Source organism: Streptococcus parasanguinis, assembly GCF_015556095.1.
Lineage (GTDB): Bacteria > Bacillota > Bacilli > Lactobacillales > Streptococcaceae > Streptococcus > Streptococcus parasanguinis_Q.
The window spans coordinates 1-22200 of record NZ_JADNLT010000007.1 but is presented as its reverse complement, the minus strand read 5'-3'; the positions used below and the strand labels follow the sequence as shown (position 1 = coordinate 22200).

The window sequence follows — 22200 nt, the reverse complement described above, 5'->3', positions numbered from 1 at the left end:
AATGGGGACAGTACAAGGGAGGAAACCAATGTTACAAGAACTAGCCTTTACAGGCCAATGGAGACACTATCAAAAACGCGTTCTCGATAAGAGTGACGCTTTTATGGCGGATGGCCACCTGCATTTGGTAGCAGCTCCTGGCTCTGGAAAAACAACCCTGGGAATCGAATTTATCAGACGCTTCGGCCAGCCAACCCTGATCTTGGCTCCAACGGTCACCATTCGTCAACAATGGGTCGACCGGATTATCCAGGCATTCTTGAGTGATGAAAGCCAAGCGGAGCAACTGATTTCTCAGGACCTCAAACATCCTAAGCTGATTACAGTGGCTACCTATCAGGCTCTACACAGCGCCATGAACCAAGTCGTCGGTCAATCACAAGCTGAGGATACCGATGACCAGGCAGAGATTGAAACATTTGATTTCAAAGGCTTTGATATCTTTACTACTTTCAAAGCCATCTCACTCGGAACCCTTTGTTTGGATGAGTGTCACCACTTGCGCAATGAATGGTGGAAGAGTTTGGAAGCTTTTCGTCAAGCCTTCCCTGACTTAAAGATGATCTCCCTCACCGCCACCCCTCCCTATGAAGGGGATCCTGCCCTTTGGGATCGCTATATCCGCATGTGTGGTGAGATCGATGAGGAAATTACGGTTCCCGAATTGGTCAAGGAAGACACCCTTTGTCCCCACCAAGACTATGTTTACTTCGCCTTTCCAACCAAGGAAGAGCAAGAGCAGTTGGATGCTTTTAGCCAACAAAAGAATGCTCTCTTGCAACAACTGACTTCCGATCCTCTCTTTTGCCAACACCTCCAAACCTGCCAGGCCTTATCGGGTCAGATCAGCGATGATGAATTGCTCAATGAGCCCAAGTATCTCTCTGCTACCCTGATCTTTCTTCGAAGCAAGGGAATTGACTTTCCCAAACGTTTCCAGGACCTTTTAGGAGCTAAAAAACTACCTGCCTTCACCATGGACTGGCTTGAAATTCTATTGCAAGGCCTGCTCTTTCAGGTACCTCATTGGTACAATCTACCAGAGGAATATGAGAAACAAGTCCTCCATGAACTAAAAGCAGCCAGCTTAATCGATCGAAAACAAGTCAAACTGGTCCGCAACAAAAAACAAGACCTCCTGCTCAATCAATCCCTTGGAAAACTCAATGCAGTTCGAGAAATTTTCAAGGCGGAATACCAGGCTCTTGGAAGCCAACTGCGCCAACTGGTTTTAACAGACTATATTCGCCAAGAGTTTGAAGTTCATCTTGGGGATAAGGATGCCCAATTCACTCAGTTGGGAGTGCTCTCTTATTTCGAATCCATTCGCAGGGAAAGCATAGAGCTAACAACTCCTCCTGCCATCGCTGTCTTAACAGGTAGTATCGTCATCATCCCAACAGTTGCTAAGTCAAGAATAGAAGAGCTTCTAGGAGCGGATCGACTGACTTACCAAAATGTCGGCCAATTATCTTCTGATGACTTTCTCAAGGTTCGCTTGATTGGTTCTCAACATGATTTGGTGACAGCCGTGACCCAGCTCTTTCAAGAGGGACTCATCCAAGTCGTGATTGGAACCAAGTCTCTTCTGGGAGAAGGCTGGGATGCTCCTTGTGTCAATTCCCTGATCCTAGCGAGCTTTGTTGGCAGTTTTATGCTCAGCAACCAAATGCGTGGTCGTGCCATCCGAGTGTGGCCTGAAGATCCAGACAAAACCAGTAACATCTGGCACTTGGTTTCTATCAACCTTTCCCTAAAGAAATGGTATGAAAAGTCCGATCTTGAAAAGGAAGAGATCGAAGCCATCACTGATCAGCTGAAAGAATATAGTCCTGATCTGGAGCTCTTAGAAAGACGGATGAAGCAATTTTTAGGCCTCCACTACAAGGAACCCTTTATCGAATCCGGTATCGAGCGTCTGGCCTTTGACAATATCCGCTATACCAAGAAACAGTTGCAGAAACTCAACGAAGAGACCTTAGAGCGCTCCACTCATCGTCAAGAACTCAGGGATGGGTGGCAAAAAGCTCTTCCGATTCTGGAGAATATGGAGATTGCAAACGAGGTCCAAGTGGATAAACACTTCCTGCCCCTGGCCCTATTTTTTGATGCTAGAAAACTAGCTCGTTGGCTGACGGCCGCTACTTTGACCGATTCTTTCGCCAACCTGATTTACTATTCACATAGAGGTGGATGGAATACAGCTTCTCTTATTCTTCTATTCGTCTTAGCTGTTCTCGCACTCCTTGCTTGGCTCCGTTACTACCTCTATAAGAGTCCTTATAAACGCATGGAAGTATTTGGAGAAGCTGTCCGTCAAGCCTTATTAGCTTCTGGACAGATTCAAACCCAAGAGACCCGTATCCAAGTGGTCAGAGATAGGAAGGATGCCATCAACACGCTGATCTATATGAAGGGCGGAACCATGCGAGAGAAAGAACTCTTCTCGCAAACCATGATCGAATTTTTTGCACCCATTGAAAATCAACGTTACATCCTAAAAGCACAAGAAAAGGTATCTGATCAGACAGAATATTTCGCTGTACCAAGCCTCTTTGACAAACGAAAAGAAGATGCCCAAGCCTTTGTGGCGCAAATCCGAAAGAGCCTGGGTAAGTATGACCTCGTCTATACCCGAAGTGCCGAAGGTCGCGCTATTCTCCTTGATGCGCGCATTAAGGCCTTAGCTAATAAACAAGAGCGCACCTTCACCAAGAAACAAGTGATGTCGAATTTGAAATAAGATTTTATTTCACTACAAAAAATTCTAGTAGACAGCCTCTACTAGAATTTTTTTGTTAGTCAAGTACAATCATAGCCTTAATAGTCTTACGTTCATCCATGTCCTTATAAGCTTGGTCGATATCTTCCAGTTTATAGCTTGAGGTAAAGACACGACCCGGATTGATATCACCATCAAGGACCGCTTTTAACAAAACTTGTTTGTCATAAGTAGTAACTGAGGCTGCTCCACCTGCCACTGAGATATTTTGAGCAAAGGTCGAACCAAGGGCACGGTTATTGTAATGAGGAACGCCCACAAATCCCATGCGTCCTCCATTATGGAGGACTCCGAGAGCTTGCTCAACAGCTGCTTCTGTACCGACACATTCGAGAGCTGCATCTGCTCCGCCTCCAAGGATTTCACGGACCTTGGCAATCCCTTCTTCACCACGCTCAGCCACAACAGCTGTCGCACCTGACTCCAAGGCCATTTGTTGACGGTCTTGGTGGCGACTCATAAGGACGATTTGCGATGCACCACGCATCTTAGCTGCAATGACAGCACATTGGCCAACAGCACCGTCACCAATAACGACAACCTTGTCACCTTTTTGCACATTAGCTACACGCGCTGCATGATAGCCCGTCGGCATGACATCAGCCAGCGTCAAGAAGGATTTGAGCATGGCTTCTGTATAATCAGATGGTTGCCCTGGAATTTTGACAAGGGCCCAATTGGCAAAGTGGAAACGGATGTACTCTGCTTGCACCCCGTCAGACCAGTTGGTGCCGATATGGCGGTCACAAGTCCCATCATAACCAGCACGACAGGCATCACACTCCCCACAACCATGGGTGAAAGGCGCGATAACAAAGTCTCCTGGTTTAACCGTTGTAATGGCTTCTCCGATTTCTTCGACGATACCAATAGCTTCGTGACCACTATTTTGATGACCTGCTTCAATATCAGGATTGCGGTAGCTCCATAGATCGGATCCACAGACACAGGTACGAACGATGCGGAGAATGACATCTTTAGCATCCATAATCTTTGGACGGTCCATTGTTGTTAACCCAATGGTTCCCGCTTCCGTATAAATCGCTGATTTCATATAATCACCTCGGATTTTTATTACATTTATTATATCAAAAAACTATATTTTTTGCTTTTCAACACAGAAAGAAGCAGCTTTCGCTACTTCTTTGACTTTTAAATATTATTGTTTCAATTCAATTCCTTTATGTCCTTTTTTCACTAGCATCATAAAGTCATGGTAATCTCCAGGCTCATCACCTTCTAGTCCTGCTTCTGTGAGGCCTACATAGTAAGAACCTTTAACCTCACTTGCGTTTGAATCAAAGAACCCTTCTCTCAAGATTTTTTGAACAGTCACGGTTTGAAAATCCATAGACTCTTTAGCAAGCTGTTGCACCGAAAACGTTACAACCAGCTGCGTTTTGTCTTTTCTATACTCGTCTTCGTCGTAAGTACCAAAAGAGTAACTAACTGGCATCGCCTTTGGAGACTCATATTCTGCTGCATCCACTGCATTGAATTTTTCTTGCACGTCTTTGATTTGTTTATCTAATTGTTCAAATTTCTTGTCTGTTTCCGAAGAAGCCTTTGCACTCAGCCATAGCTTGATGTTTTCCTTTTTCAATGACTTTATTTGAACTTCCAACTTTTCTCTGAGTTGTTGTTTTTGGCGATAGAAATTGCGTTCAAACTGTTTTTGGGCTAGTTCTAAAATTTGTTTTTCATTCTTTCCTCCTAAATCCCCGAGGTTCAAATCCAATCCTGTATAGGCAAGCACATTCCCTTTTCCATCAAAATGATAGACCGCCGTCACCGTGTTATATTGATCCAGCACTACACTCTCTCCGTGATGCACATCCATCCATACTGTATCCGTCGTTTGCAACGCTTCTGGCAGTGAGATTTTTTGCAAACCACCGCCACCGCAAGCTACAAGCGCAACGGAAACCAGTGACATCAGCGCTAGTTTCATCCATGTCTTCATTTTCTTCCTCCAACGTTCAAACTCTCATACATTATTATACTACACACAGCCAAAATCTGCTTGCTTTCTCCAAACAAAAACACCAGAGAGCGTCATCGCAATCTCGACGTTTGAGAGTGCCGTTTGATGGCCGATGAGATTATCGGACTGGAAGACGAAACCAATCGTGTGGTTTCTGTAGCTATCCCAATCGCGGTCTTTAAATTGCTTTGTTGATTTTCCTTGGATGAGTAAATCACCCGATGTGTATTGGTCGAGTCCACCGATGATATTTAATAGGGTGGTTTTCCCAGAACCCGATTGTCCGAGAATGGAGACAAACTCATTTTCACGGAAGCGAATCGAGATGTCTTTGAGCGCGTGAAACTCTTGACTAGCTGTATGATAAACTTTTGAAATATGTTGTAGCTGTAACACGGGTTCTATCCTTTCAGTGTTATAAGTAGTCTATCATAATTTCATACTGGAGTAAATATGTTAAATTTACAATTCAATAAATGGATAATCAACTTCTTATGAATGATCATGCCCATGACTTTGACTGGCTTCCAGCTCTTCGATATTTCGCTTGTGGGCGCGGTGGGTCGCCAAGTCTTCATCCACTTCGATGGTAACATTTTGAAATCCACTCTCTTTGAGCAAGGTGCGGATAGACTCTTTACAGACCTCCATATGCTTGACATGCTCCAGACAAACATGGACAATGGCGTTTTTTTCCAAACCATCCATGGTCCAAAGATTGAGCTGATTGATACTAGCGACATGGTCCAACCGCTCCAAATCACTCTTGACTTGCTGGATATCTACTCCTTCTGGCACGGCATCCAAGAAAATCTTGAGCGTGCTCCAAAAACGTGGAATGGCTTTTGACAGAATAAAGATGGAAATGGCAAGAGATAAGAGCGGATCCAGAATATACCAGTCGGTAAATCGGAGGACAATGGCCATTAGGATGACAGCCACCCAGCCCAGAGTATCTTCCAGAAAATGCAGGCTGAGAATGGATTCGTTCTTGGTTTGCCCCTTGCGAATGACGAGACTCGCTAGCACATTGATGCTGACGGCTATGATTCCAAGCCAGAGAATGCCCTCATCGTTGACAGGTTGTGGGTGAAATATTTTCGTTATATTTTCTAAAATAACCAGAACGGACCCTGTCATGAGAATCACTGCCGTTACCATGGCCCCTAAAAGGCTAAAGCGCTTGTAGCCCAAGGTATAGTGGCTGTCTTCTTCACGGTTAGAAATGCTCTCCAAAAAGGCGGAGATCCCAATAGCGATCGCATCCCCCAAGTCATGGACCGAATCCGCAAGGACAGCGCTGGATCCAAAAATCCCTCCTGCAATAAACTCAACAATGGCATAACTCAAATTCAAGAAAAAAGCGATCCAGACCGCATGTTTTGTCTTCATAATTCTAAATCCTCTGATATAATAGATTCATGAACATCATGTTCATTATCATTATCTAACAACCACAACAGAAAGGATAGGGGCAAACTGTTTAGGGTGTACGTTACTGAACAGTTTGTTCAAAGTGTCCATATGACTGCACAGGATCGTCGCATCACCAAAACTCGAAAAGCTATCTATCAAGCTTTCTTACACTTACTCAACCAAAAAGACTACGAGGCCATCACGGTTCAAGAAATCATAGACCTTGCTGATGTGGGGCGCTCGACCTTTTACAGCCATTACGAGAGTAAGGAATTATTGCTAGATGAACTCTGTCAAAAGCTCTTTCACCATCTCTTTGAGCGTGCTGAACACCTCTCACCACAAGACTATCTAGCTCATATCTTTCAGCATTTCAAGAAAAATCAAGATCATGTGACCAGTCTCTTGCTCTCTAAAAACGATTATTTCATCCGGCAACTGCGAAAAGAACTAGAACACGATGTCTACCCAATGGTAGCCGACGAACTCATCCAATCGTACCCTAACATTCCCCACTCCTATCTCAAACACCTGGTCGTCAGCCATTTCATCGAAACCCTCAGCTGGTGGTTGAAAAAAGGCAAATCTTACACAGAACAAGAAGCCGTTCAGTTTTATTTGGAGATTCTAAAAGTGGGCTCGAACTAGAAGGGAGTATTTTCAATGACCAGCGTGCAATTTTACTTTCTATTTCCATCACTCTTCATGCTTCACGAACTCGAAGAAATCGTTTGGATGCCATCCTTTGTCAAAAAAATATCAATCCAGTATCCAAACAATCGAATCCTAACTTATTACACTCCTTTTGCTTTCAACTTTATTGTCTTGGAACAATTTCTGATCCTAATGACGTCGCTATATCTTAGTTACCAGTTTAATAACTATAGCATTTACGCAAGCATCATAATCGCTTATATCTACCATGTATTCGGACATCTGATTCAAACAATCGTTATACGAAAATATGTGCCTGGATTGTTGACGGGCATTTTAACGAGTTTGTTTGCTCTTTGCAATCTCAAAAATGAATTTCCAATTAAACTTTATGGTTACTCTCTTTTTACCTTATTGGTTATTATTTTAAATCTTGTAGTATCATTTATGATTCTTCATAAAATCAGTCATAAAAAATAGCACTCAGGCAATCATATCTTAGAAAGGAAACCCTATGTTCTTCTCCATTCTTCTCGGCTTTTTGACAGCCATCTTTGCCCTTGCTTTTGTTCTTCTTCACTTATTGGCTTCTCTTTCTGAAGTTAAAAAAGGAAATCACACTCTAGGAAATACATTTCTCCTCATCGGAAGTAGTCTTGCGACCTTATCTCTCACCCTCTACTTCTTTTTACCGATTGTCTCTCTAGTCCTTTGGTTGATCGGCTGTGGTTTGATTTGCTACGGAGCCTATTGGAATGGGAAACACAAAGGAAACTTCCATCCAGCCCACCACCTGATTCGAACAGGCATCGCTCTGGTGATTACAATTTTATTATCTCTCATATAAGAAAAGCTCAGGTTTTTTCAATGAAAACTTGAGCTCTTTTTATTTATTAAGCCATCAACAGCATGAGAATAGGGATCACCACCATGGTTGCAAGGGTCGTCTCTGTCACCATGACCGCTGCATAATCACTATCAGCTCCGTAAAGTCTGGCAACAACTGGCGCATTGGTCATCACAGGCATGGCGGACTGGATGATAAAGACTTGCTTCATCAAGCTTGGAAGAGGCACCCAGTAGACGATGGAGGCCATCAAGAGAGGGGCAACCAGGAAGCGACCTAGTAGAATCAATAGCTGATCTTTTCCCAGAACCAACTGCTTCACGCCTACATGAGACACTGACAAACCGATGAATATCATGGATAAGGGGGTCGTTAAATTGCCCAGATACTGCAAATCACTGGCTAGAAAAGCTGGCAACTTGATCTGTAGCATCACCATGACTAGACCTAAGAGAAAGCCCATGAGGGGCGGAGAAAAGACTTTTTTCAGACTGGTTTTGAGATCAAACTGCGCTTCTCCCTCACCATCCCGCTGGATGAGATAAGTTCCCAAAGTCCAGAAAAAGGTCGTATTACACATGTAATAGATCAAAACATAGGGAATGCTGGCATCCCCAAAGAGGGCCTGGTTGATGGGAAGCCCTACGAAAATCGTATTGGAATTAAAAAACATGGAAATAAAGAGGCCACGACGGTCCTGTCTTACTGCAAAGATCTTGGCTACTGCTGTCGCGATGCCAAGCAAAATAACCATAGACAAGGCAGGAAACCGCAAGGCTGGCAACATTTTAAGCAGATCTGCTGCTGTGAAGCGCTGCGTGATGGTGTAGAGCATATAGCAGGGAAGAGCAACTTGAGTGACCAATTTAGCAAGTAGGCCACGTGACTTGTCATCAAACCAGCCTTTCTCACCTATGACGAAGCCCACTAAAATCATGCCCAGGATGACGAGAATCCCCGATATGCTCCTCAAAAAGATCTCCATGTTTTCTCCTTTTACTTCTTTGAAATGAGAGTTTTTCCACAAGGTCTCAAAAACTACTCTAGTATATCACAAAAAGAGGTGGGGCAACATGCCCACCTCTTGTATTTTATTGATTGTTACTAGTAGCCTTTCTTAGCTGCCTTACTCCATTGGTACCAACCAACCAGACTGTTGATAAGGTAAATCAAGAAAAACCAATAAAATGGTGGGGACTATGTCGAAAATAGATGATTCAGTTAAAAAGAAAGTTCCAGAATTGCGATTTAAAGGATTCGCGGATGAATGGGAACAGCGTAAGTTGGGAGACGAAATTCGAATAGTGACGGGACAGTCTCCTAATTCAGAAAATTATACTGATGATCCTAATGGGCGCAAAAAATGCGAAGACCTATGAAGACCTATTTTGTATTAGTCAAACAAAAGATCCAAAAGAAATGGTATATGATTATGACCATGAAACAAAGTAACATCAAACCGAGTGATCTGAGGAAGCACCCGATGATCATGAAACGTTATTAAACACAAAAGTCACCCATGTGAGTTCTTGCCAGAAGCTGAAGTTAATCCTTCAACCTGGAAAACCCGCAGAGGTGACTTTTTCTATACATCTCGATTTTTCTGGTAATAATCATTAACCGATAAATATGTCTGTGAATCACCCAGCGACTCCGCTATGTCCATAATCCGCGGTGGTAGTAATCCCACTCGCTGGACAAGTTCGTGATCGCTGAACAATTCCCGTGGACTGCCGGCGAAGCCAAACTTCCCGTGTTCCATAACATACACCGACTCAAACTCGGCGGCGACCCAATCCATGTCATGGGTGATGGTCACAACTTGGTGGCCCGAATCAGCCAACTGATGGAAAATTGCGGTCAACTTGCGCCGGCTTTCCCAATCAAGCGACATCATCGGCTCATCAAATAAATAAATCGCCGGATCCACTGCCAAAACTGTGGCAACGCTCAACAGCTTGCGTTCCGACAATGACAGGTCATATGGACTTTCAGCTGTTTTATCATCCAAGCCAACTCTTTTTAGAGCCGCTAAAGCCCGCCTCGTAATCGTGTCGTGGTCATCCATGACCTGCGCGACACTCCACTCCACCTCTCGTTGAACGGTCGGGTTGAAAAGCTGATCGTCAGGATTCTGAAAAGTAATCCCAACCTTCAGTAACTTTTCGACTGGTTTAAGATCATTAAAATTTTCTCCATCGATCTTAATCACACCGGTTTGTGGTGTCAGCAAGCCCGTCAACAATTTGAAGAGCGTTGATTTGCCGGCACCATTTTGGCCGACAATCGCCACCATCGGATCGGCGAAGAGTTTGTCTTCAACATCCAAGCTAAAGGACCGTTCCGGATAAGTGAACGTCAGGTGGTTCAGTTCAATTGTGGACATAACAAACCTCCTTCAGTTCAGCGTCATTCACCGGATACCGGCCATCAGCCAAGCGCCAATCCATTTTTTGAGCAAGTTGCTGGATTGTCGGGGCTGGAATCTGCCAGTCAGCTTCCAAATGATTAAACACCTCACCCGGCCTGCCCTGGGCTACCATTTGACCCTCGTGCAGCACCCACACAACGTCGGCGACTTCGCACAAATCGTCAATTTCACTGGTGACAATGAAGACAGTCGTCTCTTTGACTTGGGCCAGCCATTGGAAAAATTGTCGGCGACCAAGGGGATCCATCTGACTGGTCGGATCATCCATAATCAAAACAGCCGGGTTAGCCGCAATCGCCGTGGCAATTGCCAACCGCTGGCTCTGACCACCGGAAAGGCTCTCGGGACGCAAATTCAGCTGTTCAATCAGCCCCATTTGCGTCGCAACTTCTTCAACCCGTTTTTGAATCAGTCCTTCAGCCATTCCCTGATTAATCAAGTCAAAGGCAATTTCATCGGCAACCGTGTCTGCCAACCCGCTTAGTTGGCCAGCTGGATTTTGCAGTACAACTCCATTCATGGCATTATAAACGGGCCAATTGTCGGACACTCGCTGGCCAAACATGTGCCAGTCGCCCTCAATCTCAGCAGACACCATTTTGGGAATGACCCCTGCCAGCACACGGCACAAAGTCGATTTGCCGGAGTGGCTATTCCCGATAATCCCAACCACCTGGCCGGTATGAACCTCCGCGTTAATCTGACGCAGTTGTGGTTGCTCAGTACCCGGATAACGGGTGGTCAAATTTTCAATTACAATCCGTTTATCTTCGTCCATATCTTCCACCCAATCAATAAAATTGCCAATCCAGTCAGACCAATGTGCAGCGTCCGCGACAGGCGATACACGCGCTGGGAGGTTCTGACAGTCCGGTTGGGATTATCAAAACCTCTCAGTTGGAGAGAAATCGACCGCGCCATCGATTGATCCAAGGTCTTAATCACCAATGGAATTAGAACCGGCAGGACTGACTTTAATTTCTGAATCAACGTTTTTTGCGGATTGGTTCCGCGAACTTTTTGTGCCTGCTGGATTTTCCGCATATTGCGCATCATTTCCGGCAAAATATAACACACCGACATCAGAACGTAGACGGTTTTATAAGACAATCCGGACAGTTCCAAATAGGCCGCGTTTTCTGAAATACTCGTGGTCACCATAAAAAAGCCACTGGTCAAAATAATCACCAATACTCGACAACCCAGAGTGGTGGCGTAAATCAGGCCTTCTTTGTAGAACGACACCCCAAGCACAGAAAACAGCACAGTTTGATTCCGACTGTAAAATAATCCTTGGATGATCAGCATGGTGCAAATCAGAAACAGGCTGAATCCCAGCGCCTTAAAGATGGTAGAACTCAATTTGGAAAATAACAATAGCAGTGTTGCGACAAGAATTAATCCGGCCTGAAGCAATAAATTCATACTGGCAAAGCTCAACAACGTCATGTCCAAGATGAACAAGAGCTTAGTAATCGGATCGATCACCTGGTACCACTTGAGCTTGACCCGTGGCGCTCCAGAAATCAATGTTTGATCAGTCATCATTTATCACCGCTAAAGAAGTGCACCATCCGCTTCGGTAGCTGACGATAGATGAAGAATGCCAGGTAGGCCACGCAGACTTTATCCAAAATATCCAAGACAAACTCATCGGTAAATGAGGCCAGCCACACTGGTGCATGATTGGCGACCATTACCGCAAACAATGAGTCACCCCAAGCGATACCGGTCTGACCACCCCAAAAGATGACGTTGAGTGGCGTTGAAATGACAGCTGAAACGATGGCAATAATAATAGCAGAAACAAATACTCGTCGCGCTGACGAGAACCACCCATTGGCGTGCAAAACTCCGACAGCAATCCCAATTCCGATGCTGGTAATCGCATACACGGTTGAAATTGGCGATAAGGTCAGCCCATAGATCACGTTGTTGATGAAACCACTGATGGCACCGGCAACCGGCCCAGCCAACATGCTGGCAAGAAAGGTTCCCAAAGACCCCAGCCAAACGGGCAACTTTAACCCCTCCGCCAAGGCTTTGGCAACATAGTTAATCCCCACGGCAGCGGGAATCAAAGTCATGGTGGCAGCACTTAACTTAAATTTCCACATACTGGTACGATGAATCGGTTCTGTTTTCATAATCTTCTCCTTTTGTTTTTAAAGAGCCGTGTCTGTTTAGACTTTCGGACGCAACGCTCTATAGATTTTCGATTTGAACCGCTTCTCCTTTCACAGATCCCTTAGTCGACATCAGGGATTTTCTTGAAAATGATTGTTCAACAGTTCACAACTAATCATACTCCGATTTTCATAGAAGTCAAGAATTTCCTGAAATTTTTTTGGAAACGTTCGGGAATTGAAAAATAGAGCAAGCGCCCATGAGAATGATCGCTAGACGATTAAAAGAGGCTACTATAAAAAAACAAACACCATTTCTGGTGTTTGTTGTGAACAGAGAAAAATTGTTCTTTTATATAAATCTAATAACTTCTTTAAAGTTTTATTTATTAGTGTTATTCGACCATCTTCTGAAACTTTCCTCTGTGAGAAAAGTGCTAGAAACAATAATGTTTCTAGCACTCGGAATTATTGAGACCTTAGGCTCAATAATTAGTCATGGAACTTCTTCGAAGTTCGCTGACGTCCGCACTCACCTATGGAAAGTTTCTAAGATGACTTTGTCTTTAATATGAACAAACACCATCTCTGGTGTTTGTTTCATTTTATAACGGAAGCACTAGCTTATTTTTTCTTTTTCTTCAAAATATAAGCTGCAATGCTTGCCAAGACAAAGGCTAAAACAAGGCTAATAATGGAGATCGTCGTACCCGTATTTGGTAAGAATCCTAAGATTTTGCCTGGTTTTTTTGGCTCAGGTTGGCTTGGTTTTTTAGGCTCAGGTTGACCCGGCTTTTTCGGTTCAGAAGAACTTGGAGGAGTTGGTTGTTTTGGAGTTTCTTTTGGAACATGCTTGTTAGTAATCACAACATTTCCTTTACCATCCTCGTCGTTACGAGCTTCATAGCCCTTTGGAACACTGACTTCTCTCACTGTATAAGTGATGGTGTTTCCATTTGCTTTTTCATCTAAATCTGCAAAGGTATGGGTCCACTTGTTTTCAGCTGACAATTCTACTTCTTGACCGACTTTTTGATCATTGGCATAGAGTTGAACGCGAATACTCTTCGGACGAATTCCATCCTTGTCATTCTCATCATCCCACTTCTTAGTGACCGTGACGCTTGTCTTACCAGGTGCATGGGTATTGGTAATGGTATAAGCAGCCTGATCAATTGTAGTCGTATATTCAGCTACCTTCTCTTCTTGAAGAGTATAGACGATTTCTTTTCCATCCTTGAATTTTGGTAGACCTGTGAAACTTTCTTTCCAATCTGTCGCATTCGTGAGTTCTTTTTGAGCAACTTTTTCACCATTGGCAAGAAGATTCACAACGATACTTGCTGGACGAAGACCATCTTGATTGTCTTGGTCATTCCAAATCTTGGTCACTGGAATATCGATCACCGCTGGCGTATGCGTATTGGTCAAGATCGTATGAGCAGCGTCAGAGGTATCGGCAGTGACTTGGTAGCCTTCAGGAACAGAGACTTCTTCCACACGGTAGCTGATCGCTTGACCAGCTTTCTTTTCAGCTAATTTGCTAAAGGTATGAGTCCATTGATTGTCCGCTGACAATTCAACTGGGTCTCCTACTTTTTCATCCCCAGCATAGAGTTGAACCTTAATGGATTTTGGACGAAGACCATCTTGGTTGTTGGCATCTTCCCATTTCTTCGTGACTTTCATCTCTGTCAAAGCTGGTTCATGCGTATTGGTCAAGACAACATTGGCCTTGTCCTTATCATTTACCGTTACTTTGTAACCATCTGGGACAGTTACTTCTTTAACTGTATAAGTAATGGCTTTTCCAGCTGCCTTGGCATCAAGGTTTTCAAATGCACCTTTCCAGTCATTCGCAGCTGAAAGTTCTAATACTTGATCGGTCGCAAGACCATCTTTGTACAATTGAACTTGAATGCTGGCTGGACGAAGGCCGTCTTGGTTGTCTCCATCTTCCCACTTCTTGCTCACTTCTACTTTGGTCTTTTCTGGTTCGTGCGTGTTGGTCACGACTACTTGACCTGGATTGCTTGCTTCGACGGCTTGTGTGTAGCCTTCTGGAACATCGATTTCTTTGACTGTATAGTTGATAACTTGGCCAGCTTTCTTCTCGTCTAGATTTGAGAAGGTATGGGTCCATTTATTATCTGCTGACAATTCAACAGCCTTACCAACCTTTTGATCACCAGCATACAATTGAACCTTGATTGTTTTTGGACGAAGGCCATCTTGGTTATTGGCATCCTTCCAGTTTTTCGTAACAGTCAGGCTTGTCTTACCTGGTTTGTAAGTATTGGTAATTGTAGTGCCATCAATCTTAGTGGTGTAATTGTCCACTTTGTCTTCTGTCACTGTGTAGACAACCTTTTGTCCATCTTTATAGACTGGTAGATCTGAGAAGGTATGAGTCCATTCATCTCCTTCACCAGTCAGATCAAGAGCTTGAACCTCTGTTCCATTTGCCAAGAGGTGAACTTTGATGGTAGATGGGCGAAGACCATCTTGGTTTTGTGCATCATCCCAGACTTTCTTGACTGTAACCGTCGTGGTCTCAGGAGTGCGCTTGTTAGTGATGGTGGCTTTTCCATCTGTGAAGCTGGCTTCTTCTGTATCGACCGTATAATGAGTCGGAACTTTCACTTCTTTAACAGTGTAGGTATTGAGCTTGCCGTCACTGTCTTTATCTGGAAGATTCGTAAAGTGAGCTTTCCAGTCTGTTGCGGCTGAAACCGTGACTGGTTTTCCTTGAGCTTTGCCATTCTTATAGAGTTGGAATTCCACACTTTCTGGGCGAAGCCCTTCTTGGTTGTCTTGGTCATCCCAAACTTTTGAAGCTTCAAGATCGATATACTTGATATCTGCTTCATTAGCGATCTCAACTGGGACTGCTTTTGATCCAACCGCTTTTCCATCCACCGTGACGTGGTAGATTTGTTTGTCCGCATCATAGGTGACAACCACGGCATGTTCTGTTTCATCCAACTTGTAGTTTGCAGGTGCTTTGGTTTCTTTTAGCGTATAGGTTCCTTCTGTTAAGGTGTTAAAGGCAAGTTCCCCTTTTTTATCAGAAGTGGCCGTCGCAACAACCGCGCCATTTGCATCAGTTAAGGTAAATTCAGCACCTTCAAGGACTTTCTTAGGATCATCCTTGTCCACCTTCTTGACGTGGAAAGCAGCCGAGAAGATTTGTGCAGTTACGGTATTAGACTCACGATTTCCTTCGTGACCTTTCGCCTTGTAACCAAACTGGTTATGAGCTTGAACAAGACCAGAACGACCGCCGTTGTCTTCGTTGTCTTTGGTACGTTTTTGCATCAAAGCCTTGACTTCATCGGTTAATTCACTTGGATTTACGACTGGGACACCAAAGCTTGCTTCTCCACGCGCAGGAATCGTAGTACCAGCATTTGCAACTAACTTGATTCCTGTTACTTGACTGTAATCAGTCACAGCTGTCGTCCAGATATCCTTGTCAGCAGCTTGCGCCATGGTATCTGTCGTAACGCCTGTATCAGTTGTATAGTAGACCGTCCATCCTTCTGGAGCTGTCACTGGTCCACGAAGGCTGACCGTGTATTCTGTCATCCGACCAGATCCGTCTAGTGTGTTAACGTCTTTTACTTTTGGTAGGACATCATAGACGACTCCGTCTTCTACTGCCTTATCCGTATTATTTTTAATGGTGAGTTTGTAGTTAAAGGTTTCACCTGGTTTGAAGGTACGTGTCACAATCGAAGCGTCTGACAGGTCATCATTTTTAGCGATATATTTGCGTGCATAGATTCCTTCAGCAGCAACAATCGTATAGTTTGATTGAGCATATGGAATTTTATCCGTTGTTGAACCATTTCCGTTCAGATCATACACATCTTCCGTGACCCGATCAGGGTTGGCATTTTCAAGATCGTGGATCCCATTTCCAGCGACATAAACTTTATTGGTGAAGGTCCCACCATCGTCTTTCCCTTTCAGATCGGCCACGATAAATGGTAGACGCACGCGATTAAGATCTTGAAGAGAAGCTTTAATAAACTCTTTTTGATCCAAATGCATGATGAGAGCTGTCCGTCCAGAATTGTGGTAGTTTTCAATGACATCGTAGCTCTTTAAGAATTTCATACCTTTTTCATTAGAGGCAAGGTTTCTCTCAAAATCTTTATAGTCGACTTTAAGGGTATTTGGATCATAAAGATCAATGATTCGCAGGTCTCCATAATCCTTATCAGGATCTAAAACTACTTTGGTTGCCATCAAACCAAAACGAATATTTTGTCCATCAGTATAGCGAACATCATTGTAATCAGTCGTTTTTGCAATTTCAAAGCTTTCCTTCATAGGAATCAGCTTAAAGCTCCAATCTGCTGACTGATCTTTGGCAACGTTTGACTGTGTTTTATAAGTCACACGGCCTGTATTCTTGTAGACATTTTTGGTCGCATCATTTTCATCGTAACGCGTCTTTTCAGGATCCTTGAAGCTTGTATAGCTATTGAGGTAAATTCCCTGACCAGATTGAAGGACAAAATCATCCTTCATTTCCATCCGCCAGCCCACAACGGTTCCATACTTGGTCAAATCAATTAGACCGTTTCCATCTTTATCTGCTTCTGACTGGATTTCTTTGGTGCTACCATCTTCCATGGTCAAGATAATTCGTTTGACAATGGTATGGATTTGCTTCCCAATCCCATAGTTTCCTTCCATCAGGCGACTATAACCGATCTTGGTAAACTTCAAGCGAGGGTCCACAGTCTCATCATAAAAGACGAAATTCTTCTGCGGTGAAGGGGTATTGTTGGCAAATTTTAAGAGCCATTTATAATTAGCAGCCTTGTATTCTGTTGAGTCATAAACATCCCCATCCGCCTGTTTAGCAAAGCTTCCAGCCCCTTCCAGGTCACGTGAAGTCAAACGGAAAATAAGAGAATCTTCCGCAGTAATATCTGGTTCTCCCTCTCCACGGTTGGCAGGAATTCCTACGATGCTACCAGTATTGGTCAAATCCTTACTAAGAACGTCCTTAAGGGTTTGGTCTTTTTCTAAGACCAAATCAGGGAATTTCAAGTAGAGGTAACTTGTATCCTTGATTTTGGTCATAAATTCTTGGTGATAAGCTGCTGGATTGTCGTTTGCATCCGCCTTGAAAGTCTTCGTAACTGTACCATCTCCATTGTCTACCCAGCCTTCAGACTTGGTTGTATCAAGAACAGCTGTGCGAGTCTTCCCACTCTTATCTGTATAGGTTGGTAACTTATCAGTGATCGTTGCTGATTCTAACTGACGGTATTGACCACCGTATTGACCACGCATTCCGTCCAATTGGAAGGCAAATGGGACAGAAGTTGGTGTTTCAATATAGTTCTTACCATCCGCACCTTTGACAATACCTGGCATTGCTTCCGCATAGTCCTTAGACATGGCTTCGTTCAAGTTTTGGTTGATGTACTTGGTGAAGCGATAGTCGTTGTATTTCGGTTTCCAAATGATATCATTGAGCTTTGTTTCTTGCCCATTGATGTTCAGGGTCCCCGTAATATCCAATGAATAATTTGTCGGTGCATAACCAACTTTAAATTTTCCAATAAATGGCAGAGTTAGGACCTCTGACTTTTGGTAATTGTTAAAGTGAAGTGTGACTTGATAATCATCTCCAACTTTTGTAACCGTTGGTTTATCATGCTCTGAAGCACTATTGAAGTCAGGAATACTAACTTCTCGTAGGTACTTCCCAGGGACATTCAAGGTAACCGTTACCTCATTAATATCCGTTGTCAAATTCTTAGGGGTAATCTGGATGTAACCAGACATGGTGTCACCTGTATAATAGGACATTCCGTCTGGATGGTCTTGCTTATCCCCATATAAGAGAGTGACATCCAGAGCCCCATTATCTCCGACCGCTAGCTCATTAGCAAAAGCTGTCATAGCTCCTTGCCCAATTTGACCTAGCATCATGAGAATCGTTAAAATGGCAAATCCTTTTTTAAGGAAGATTTTCCATAATGAACTCATCTTCTTCATTTTGTGTCTCCTTTATTTATTGTCAGCCTAGACGAATAGGCTTTCACTCCTATTTTATCATATAGAATTACTAAATTCTCTTCTTTATAAAATAAAGTTGTAATATTTATTTTATATAGACACATTTTACAATAATGTCTATATTATAAGTCACTATCTGGTAATGATTTCCCCTTTCTTTTATCCAAGAGCAAGAAAATAAAACATCTATAAACGAGGGAATAGACCTACCAATTCTTATCTCTCCTTGATTTTCTTATTACAAAAAAACTCAAACACATCTGCTTGAGTTTTGTACACCCTACTATTGGTTGGTTAGTTTATCTAACTCTTCACCATTTGAAGGAATCTTTTGTTTTTCCCTTCTCTCTCGTACCCACAGCATGGCTAGTCCAAAGAGGTGGCTGCCAAACAAGGCGGTCACAAAAATCAGCTTGCCCCTGTCTGGATAAGAAAGAGGGAGGCTACTAAAGCCATAGCGAGCCCACTCGATAAAGATCGGATGCGAAAAGTAAAGAGCTATACTCATTTGCTTTAAATACTGTAAATCATAGCTTTTCAAAAAGGACGATCGCAGGCAGGCATTGACCAAATAAACGGTCACAAAGGGAAGAAGAAAGAAAAAGTTCTTATCAATTCCTTGGTGTTGAAAAATAATGATCCCTTCTAGACAGAGCAATCCAAAGGCAAGAGCTAGCTTTTGCCAACGGTGAATTCTAAAAGTTTGTGCATGAAAATGGTCATACAGATAATAACCCATATAAATAAAAATGGGCCTGTAAAAGAGACCATTTCGCGCTGTAAAAAATAGGTTGCTGTAGAGCTGGTAACCCTTGAGAAGACTTGTGGTATCCAGATAAGCCGAATAGGTCTCGATCAAGCCCCAGCAGTAAAGAAGAAAGGTGATCACCCCCGTCCAAACCATACCTAGGTGTTTGACCAATTGATTGACCAAAAACAAACCCAGCAAAAAGGCTGGGATATACCAGAGTTGGTAGCACATCCCCAGATAGATCAGTGCAATGAGAACACCTGCTGGAAAAAGATAGATAGGAAGATGGAGACTAGAGAAAAAGAGCCAGGCATAAGGAAGGTAAACAAAACTCCAAAACAAATAGGTTTTTACGATTTTGGCCAGATAGGTCTTCATTTTCTTAGAATTCCCTAGTGATTGCTTGAGGAAAAAGCTGGCACAGACGATAAAAAATGGCACTGCTAGCCGGCCAAGCATACTCTTGAGACCAAAATGCAGTGGCTCATAAGAGGTCAAGCGACCACTATGCACCAAAATCACTGCAATCGCAAAGAGGTATTGAAAAAAGCTGATACTAGAGGTGTTATAGAGGGGATTCTTTTGCATAGTCCTACTCCTTGCCCAAAGCAGTTTCTATGGTTATTTTAGCATGAAAGGGAAGGCCAAGCAAGGAATCTTACATCCTTATCTACCTTTTTTCCTCTATTTTTGATATACTCAAAGCATGCATAAACAAACCATTATTGATTTTAAAGAGCTTGGATTGCGACACCTTTTCACCAAGCCCATAAAGGAATTAAAAACTAGAAACCTCGACCAGGTAGAGGCTCTTCTTAGAGAAGTCGAAGCATACCAGGAGCAAGGCTTTTATGCGGTTGGCTATGTCAGCTATGAGGCTGCTCCTGCTTTTGAGAAGAAGTTTGCTGTCCATCCTGCACCTCTTATGGGAGAGTATCTCCTCTATTTTACGATCCACGAGGAGGTCGAAACCCTTCCTTTTCCAGAGGACTATGAAGCTGTGGATCTTCCAGCCAATTGGAAGGAAGAGGTAGAGGCGCCTGTTTATCAAGAAGCCATCAAGACGATTCATCACCATATCCGCCAGGGTGATACCTACCAGGTCAACTACACCGTCCAGCTTTCTCAAGAGCTAAAAGCAGATCCTTTGGCTATCTACAATCGCTTGGTGGTAGAGCAGAAAGCCCATTACAATGCCTTCATCCAGCACGATGATGTCTCCATCCTCTCCATCAGCCCTGAGCTCTTTTTTGAGCAAGACGACCGGCTACTGACCACGCGCCCTATGAAGGGAACGACGCGTCGTGGTCTCACAAACCAAGAGGATCTTCAAGAGTCTGCTTGGCTAAAAGCTGATCCGAAAAATCGAGCAGAAAACATGATGATCGTCGACCTCCTCCGCAATGACATGAACCGGATTTCGGAGATTGGAAGTGAGCAGGTAACCCGTCTTTGCCAAGTCGAGCAATACTCCACCGTTTGGCAGATGACCTCGACCATTGAAAGCCGCTTACGTCCCGAAGTCGACCTGGTCCAAACCTTCCGAGCTCTCTTTCCTTGTGGCTCGATTACAGGAGCACCGAAGATCTCCACTATGGAAATCATCCACAAGACAGAGAAGGCTCCTCGAGGTGTCTACTGTGGAACGATCGGCATCCTTCTTCCAAAAGGGAAACGGATTTTTAATGTAGCCATCCGGACCCTTCAAATGCAAGGTAATCAAGCCATCTATGGTGTGGGAGGAGGCATCACTTGGGACAGTCAATGGGAAAGTGAATACCAGGAAACCAAGCAAAAATCGGCGGTTCTCTACCGTCAAGAGCCTCGCTTTGAGCTTTTGACGACTGGCCGCATCCACAAAGGAGAGCTGACCTTCCTGGAGCAACACCTAACCCGTTTGAGAGAGGCTAGTCGCTACTTTGCCTATCCTTATGATGAACCCAAACTTCTGAAAGAACTTCAAGAAGAGCTTGCTCGTTTGGAGTCAAACCTTGACTATCGTTGTCGGATCGCCTTGCACAAAAACGGGACCTTTCACCTAGTAATCACGGAGCTGACAGACTTGCCAGCTAGCTATCTACAGGCCCAACTGACCGAGCAGAAGCTTGATTTAGCGACGCCATTTACTTATTTCAAAACGAGTCAGAGAGACCATCTCAGCCAGTCAAATAACGAGCAAATTTTCCATCTGCCAGATGGAACCTTACTAGAGACGACGATTGGCAATCTGGTGCTGGAGATAGAGGGACAACTCTATACCCCACCAGCTCACCTCCCCTTACTCGATGGCATTTATCGGCGCCATCTTCTTGAGACCCAGCAAGTTGAAGAAAAACTCTTAACTCTGAACGATTTAACAGACGCTGATCGTATTTATGCCTGCAATGCTCTTCGTGGTCTCTACGAACTCGATTTTCCAAGAAAGGATTCCTGATGAAACTAATTTTTTTACATGGACTAGGACAAGATGTCCTCTCTTGGCAAGGAGTCCAATTTGCACTTTCACCCTTGCACTCCAAAACTTTTGATATTTTCTCCCATCCAAAAGAAAGCTATCAGGAAGTCAAAGAAAGGTTGATGGAGCGCCTCCAGCAAGAAAGCGAACCCTTTATTCTGGTAGGACTCTCACTAGGTGGCGTGCTCGCTCTGGATCTCTCCAGACAAGACTTCCCGCAACTCAAGGGCTTGGTCCTTGCGGGAACTCAATACAAACTCAACACCAATCCCCTCTATCGGCTCCAGATCCTTTTCTTTCGTCTGCTTCCCAAGCATGTCTTTGAAAAACAAGATGCCAATAAACAACAGATGCTTCAAATCTTGACGGAATTAAAAGGGCTCAATTTAACCGATACCGTTAAAGTTTGCCCTCTTCCTAGCTTGGTGATTTGTGGTAGCAAAGATTGGGCCAATCAATCTTCTTCTAAAAAATTGGCCAAGCTCCTGCCCAAAGGCCGCTATCAAGAAATCGCAGACGGAGGCCATCTACTCAATACCGAGAAACCCTATGAACTCGCGCAAGCCATCAAGGAGTTTGTCGCTGGGTTTTAAAATGAAGAGGCTGGGACAAAAGTCCTAGCCTCTCAATTATTTTTGGATTGTCGAGCAAGACGCAGTGGTTGAGTGGGCTCTACTACGCTGATTTCATCAGCTTTTACAGCCCTACT

The 22200-nt window shown here is 43.8% G+C and carries 18 protein-coding genes and 1 pseudogene; 8 read left to right on the top strand and 11 right to left on the bottom strand.

What is annotated here, in order from left to right:
• Positions 1-28: 28 nt before the first annotated feature.
• Positions 29-2743, top strand: a complete 2715-nt coding sequence (locus I2E70_RS07980) for a DEAD/DEAH box helicase family protein (protein WP_195424359.1) — start codon at positions 29-31, stop codon at positions 2741-2743.
• Positions 2744-2798: 55 nt separating this feature from the next.
• Here I2E70_RS07980 and I2E70_RS07975 read toward each other — a convergent pair whose 3' ends face one another.
• From I2E70_RS07975 to I2E70_RS07960, 4 genes and pseudogenes are all read right to left on the bottom strand, one after another.
• Entirely contained in the window at positions 2799-3836 is a 1038-nt protein-coding gene (locus tag I2E70_RS07975; RefSeq protein ID WP_070466529.1) for a zinc-binding dehydrogenase, read from the bottom strand.
• Between the two features lie 105 nt (positions 3837-3941).
• The gene (locus I2E70_RS07970; protein ID WP_070466531.1) at positions 3942-4745 is read right to left on the bottom strand and encodes a hypothetical protein; all 804 of its coding nucleotides are present in this window, start codon (positions 4743-4745) and stop codon (positions 3942-3944) included.
• A gap of 78 nt (positions 4746-4823) precedes the next feature.
• Positions 4824-5162 (bottom strand): annotated as a pseudogene (locus I2E70_RS07965) (ATP-binding cassette domain-containing protein); the annotation flags it as partial.
• A gap of 96 nt (positions 5163-5258) precedes the next feature.
• Positions 5259-6158, bottom strand: a complete 900-nt coding sequence (locus I2E70_RS07960; RefSeq protein WP_070466535.1) for a cation diffusion facilitator family transporter — start codon at positions 6156-6158, stop codon at positions 5259-5261.
• Between the two features lie 132 nt (positions 6159-6290).
• On the opposite strand from I2E70_RS07960, the gene I2E70_RS07955 reads away from it, so the two are divergent.
• From I2E70_RS07955 to I2E70_RS07945, 3 genes are read left to right on the top strand one after another with little or no spacing between them, the layout of a single operon-like run.
• Entirely contained in the window at positions 6291-6830 is a 540-nt protein-coding gene (locus tag I2E70_RS07955) for a TetR/AcrR family transcriptional regulator (RefSeq protein ID WP_070466537.1), read from the top strand.
• 15 nt (positions 6831-6845) lie between these two features.
• Complete coding sequence (locus I2E70_RS07950; RefSeq protein WP_024054601.1) at positions 6846-7316, top strand: HXXEE domain-containing protein; 471 nt, start codon at positions 6846-6848, stop codon at positions 7314-7316.
• Between the two features lie 34 nt (positions 7317-7350).
• Entirely contained in the window at positions 7351-7683 is a 333-nt protein-coding gene (locus I2E70_RS07945; protein ID WP_070466539.1) for a glucuronide permease, read from the top strand.
• A 46-nt stretch (positions 7684-7729) separates the two neighbouring features.
• Here the strand turns inward: I2E70_RS07945 and I2E70_RS07940 are convergent, their stop codons facing one another.
• On the bottom strand, positions 7730-8668 hold the full coding sequence (locus I2E70_RS07940; RefSeq protein WP_195424355.1) for an AEC family transporter: 939 nt from the start codon (positions 8666-8668) through the stop codon (positions 7730-7732).
• Between the two features lie 214 nt (positions 8669-8882).
• Between I2E70_RS07940 and I2E70_RS07935 the strand changes: the two genes are divergently transcribed.
• Both I2E70_RS07935 and I2E70_RS10655 read left to right on the top strand, forming a co-directional pair.
• Positions 8883-9062: a hypothetical protein gene (locus I2E70_RS07935; protein WP_186821447.1), complete on the top strand. Its 180-nt coding sequence runs from the start codon at positions 8883-8885 to the stop codon at positions 9060-9062.
• Positions 9059-9187, top strand: coding sequence for a hypothetical protein (locus tag I2E70_RS10655; RefSeq protein ID WP_267472621.1), 129 nt, complete (start codon positions 9059-9061; stop codon positions 9185-9187). Before I2E70_RS07935 ends, I2E70_RS10655 begins: the two co-directional genes overlap by 4 nt.
• An 81-nt stretch (positions 9188-9268) precedes the next feature.
• On the opposite strand, the gene I2E70_RS07930 is transcribed toward I2E70_RS10655, so the two are convergent.
• From I2E70_RS07930 to I2E70_RS07905, 6 genes are all read right to left on the bottom strand, one after another.
• Positions 9269-10069 (bottom strand): energy-coupling factor ABC transporter ATP-binding protein, encoded by an 801-nt coding sequence (locus tag I2E70_RS07930; protein WP_024054603.1) that lies wholly within the window; start codon positions 10067-10069, stop codon positions 9269-9271.
• Entirely contained in the window at positions 10056-10892 is an 837-nt protein-coding gene (locus I2E70_RS07925) for an ABC transporter ATP-binding protein (RefSeq protein ID WP_070595476.1), read from the bottom strand. Before I2E70_RS07925 ends, I2E70_RS07930 begins: the two co-directional genes overlap by 14 nt.
• The gene (locus I2E70_RS07920) at positions 10868-11659 is read right to left on the bottom strand and encodes an energy-coupling factor transporter transmembrane component T (protein WP_171963570.1); all 792 of its coding nucleotides are present in this window, start codon (positions 11657-11659) and stop codon (positions 10868-10870) included. The genes I2E70_RS07925 and I2E70_RS07920 overlap by 25 nt, the downstream gene beginning before the upstream one ends.
• Complete coding sequence (locus I2E70_RS07915; protein WP_021153833.1) at positions 11659-12261, bottom strand: hypothetical protein; 603 nt, start codon at positions 12259-12261, stop codon at positions 11659-11661. Before I2E70_RS07915 ends, I2E70_RS07920 begins: the two co-directional genes overlap by 1 nt.
• A 603-nt stretch (positions 12262-12864) precedes the next feature.
• Entirely contained in the window at positions 12865-18264 is a 5400-nt protein-coding gene (locus tag I2E70_RS07910) for a Cna B-type domain-containing protein (protein WP_195424352.1), read from the bottom strand.
• A gap of 304 nt (positions 18265-18568) precedes the next feature.
• Entirely contained in the window at positions 18569-19624 is a 1056-nt protein-coding gene (locus I2E70_RS07905) for an acyltransferase family protein (protein WP_195424349.1), read from the bottom strand.
• A 118-nt stretch (positions 19625-19742) separates the two neighbouring features.
• Between I2E70_RS07905 and pabB the strand changes: the two genes are divergently transcribed.
• Both pabB and I2E70_RS07895 read left to right on the top strand, forming a co-directional pair.
• Entirely contained in the window at positions 19743-21470 is a 1728-nt protein-coding gene (gene pabB / locus I2E70_RS07900) for an aminodeoxychorismate synthase component I (RefSeq protein WP_195424346.1), read from the top strand.
• Positions 21470-22084, top strand: coding sequence for an alpha/beta fold hydrolase (locus I2E70_RS07895; RefSeq protein ID WP_195424343.1), 615 nt, complete (start codon positions 21470-21472; stop codon positions 22082-22084). The genes pabB and I2E70_RS07895 overlap by 1 nt, the downstream gene beginning before the upstream one ends.
• Positions 22085-22200: the final 116 nt, after the last annotated feature.

Bases quoted from the DNA above. Each gene is read 5' to 3' on its own strand.
- I2E70_RS07905 (WP_195424349.1), bottom strand. From the start codon at position 19,624: ATGCAAAAGAATCCCCTCTATAACACCTCTAGTATCAGCTTTTTTCAA.
- I2E70_RS07950 (WP_024054601.1), top strand. From the start codon at position 6,846: ATGACCAGCGTGCAATTTTACTTTCTATTTCCATCACTCTTCATGCTT.
- I2E70_RS07925 (WP_070595476.1), bottom strand. From the start codon at position 10,892: ATGGACGAAGATAAACGGATTGTAATTGAAAATTTGACCACCCGTTAT.
- I2E70_RS07940 (WP_195424355.1), bottom strand. From the start codon at position 8,668: ATGGAGATCTTTTTGAGGAGCATATCGGGGATTCTCGTCATCCTGGGC.
- I2E70_RS07960 (WP_070466535.1), bottom strand. From the start codon at position 6,158: ATGAAGACAAAACATGCGGTCTGGATCGCTTTTTTCTTGAATTTGAGT.
- I2E70_RS07915 (WP_021153833.1), bottom strand. From the start codon at position 12,261: ATGAAAACAGAACCGATTCATCGTACCAGTATGTGGAAATTTAAGTTA.
- I2E70_RS07930 (WP_024054603.1), bottom strand. From the start codon at position 10,069: ATGTCCACAATTGAACTGAACCACCTGACGTTCACTTATCCGGAACGG.
- I2E70_RS07970 (WP_070466531.1), bottom strand. From the start codon at position 4,745: ATGAAGACATGGATGAAACTAGCGCTGATGTCACTGGTTTCCGTTGCG.
- I2E70_RS07975 (WP_070466529.1), bottom strand. From the start codon at position 3,836: ATGAAATCAGCGATTTATACGGAAGCGGGAACCATTGGGTTAACAACA.
- I2E70_RS07945 (WP_070466539.1), top strand. From the start codon at position 7,351: ATGTTCTTCTCCATTCTTCTCGGCTTTTTGACAGCCATCTTTGCCCTT.
- I2E70_RS07955 (WP_070466537.1), top strand. From the start codon at position 6,291: ATGACTGCACAGGATCGTCGCATCACCAAAACTCGAAAAGCTATCTAT.
- I2E70_RS07935 (WP_186821447.1), top strand. From the start codon at position 8,883: ATGTCGAAAATAGATGATTCAGTTAAAAAGAAAGTTCCAGAATTGCGA.
- I2E70_RS07895 (WP_195424343.1), top strand. From the start codon at position 21,470: ATGAAACTAATTTTTTTACATGGACTAGGACAAGATGTCCTCTCTTGG.
- I2E70_RS07920 (WP_171963570.1), bottom strand. From the start codon at position 11,659: ATGACTGATCAAACATTGATTTCTGGAGCGCCACGGGTCAAGCTCAAG.
- I2E70_RS10655 (WP_267472621.1), top strand. From the start codon at position 9,059: ATGAAGACCTATTTTGTATTAGTCAAACAAAAGATCCAAAAGAAATGG.
- pabB (WP_195424346.1), top strand. From the start codon at position 19,743: ATGCATAAACAAACCATTATTGATTTTAAAGAGCTTGGATTGCGACAC.
- I2E70_RS07980 (WP_195424359.1), top strand. From the start codon at position 29: ATGTTACAAGAACTAGCCTTTACAGGCCAATGGAGACACTATCAAAAA.
- I2E70_RS07910 (WP_195424352.1), bottom strand. From the start codon at position 18,264: ATGAAGAAGATGAGTTCATTATGGAAAATCTTCCTTAAAAAAGGATTT.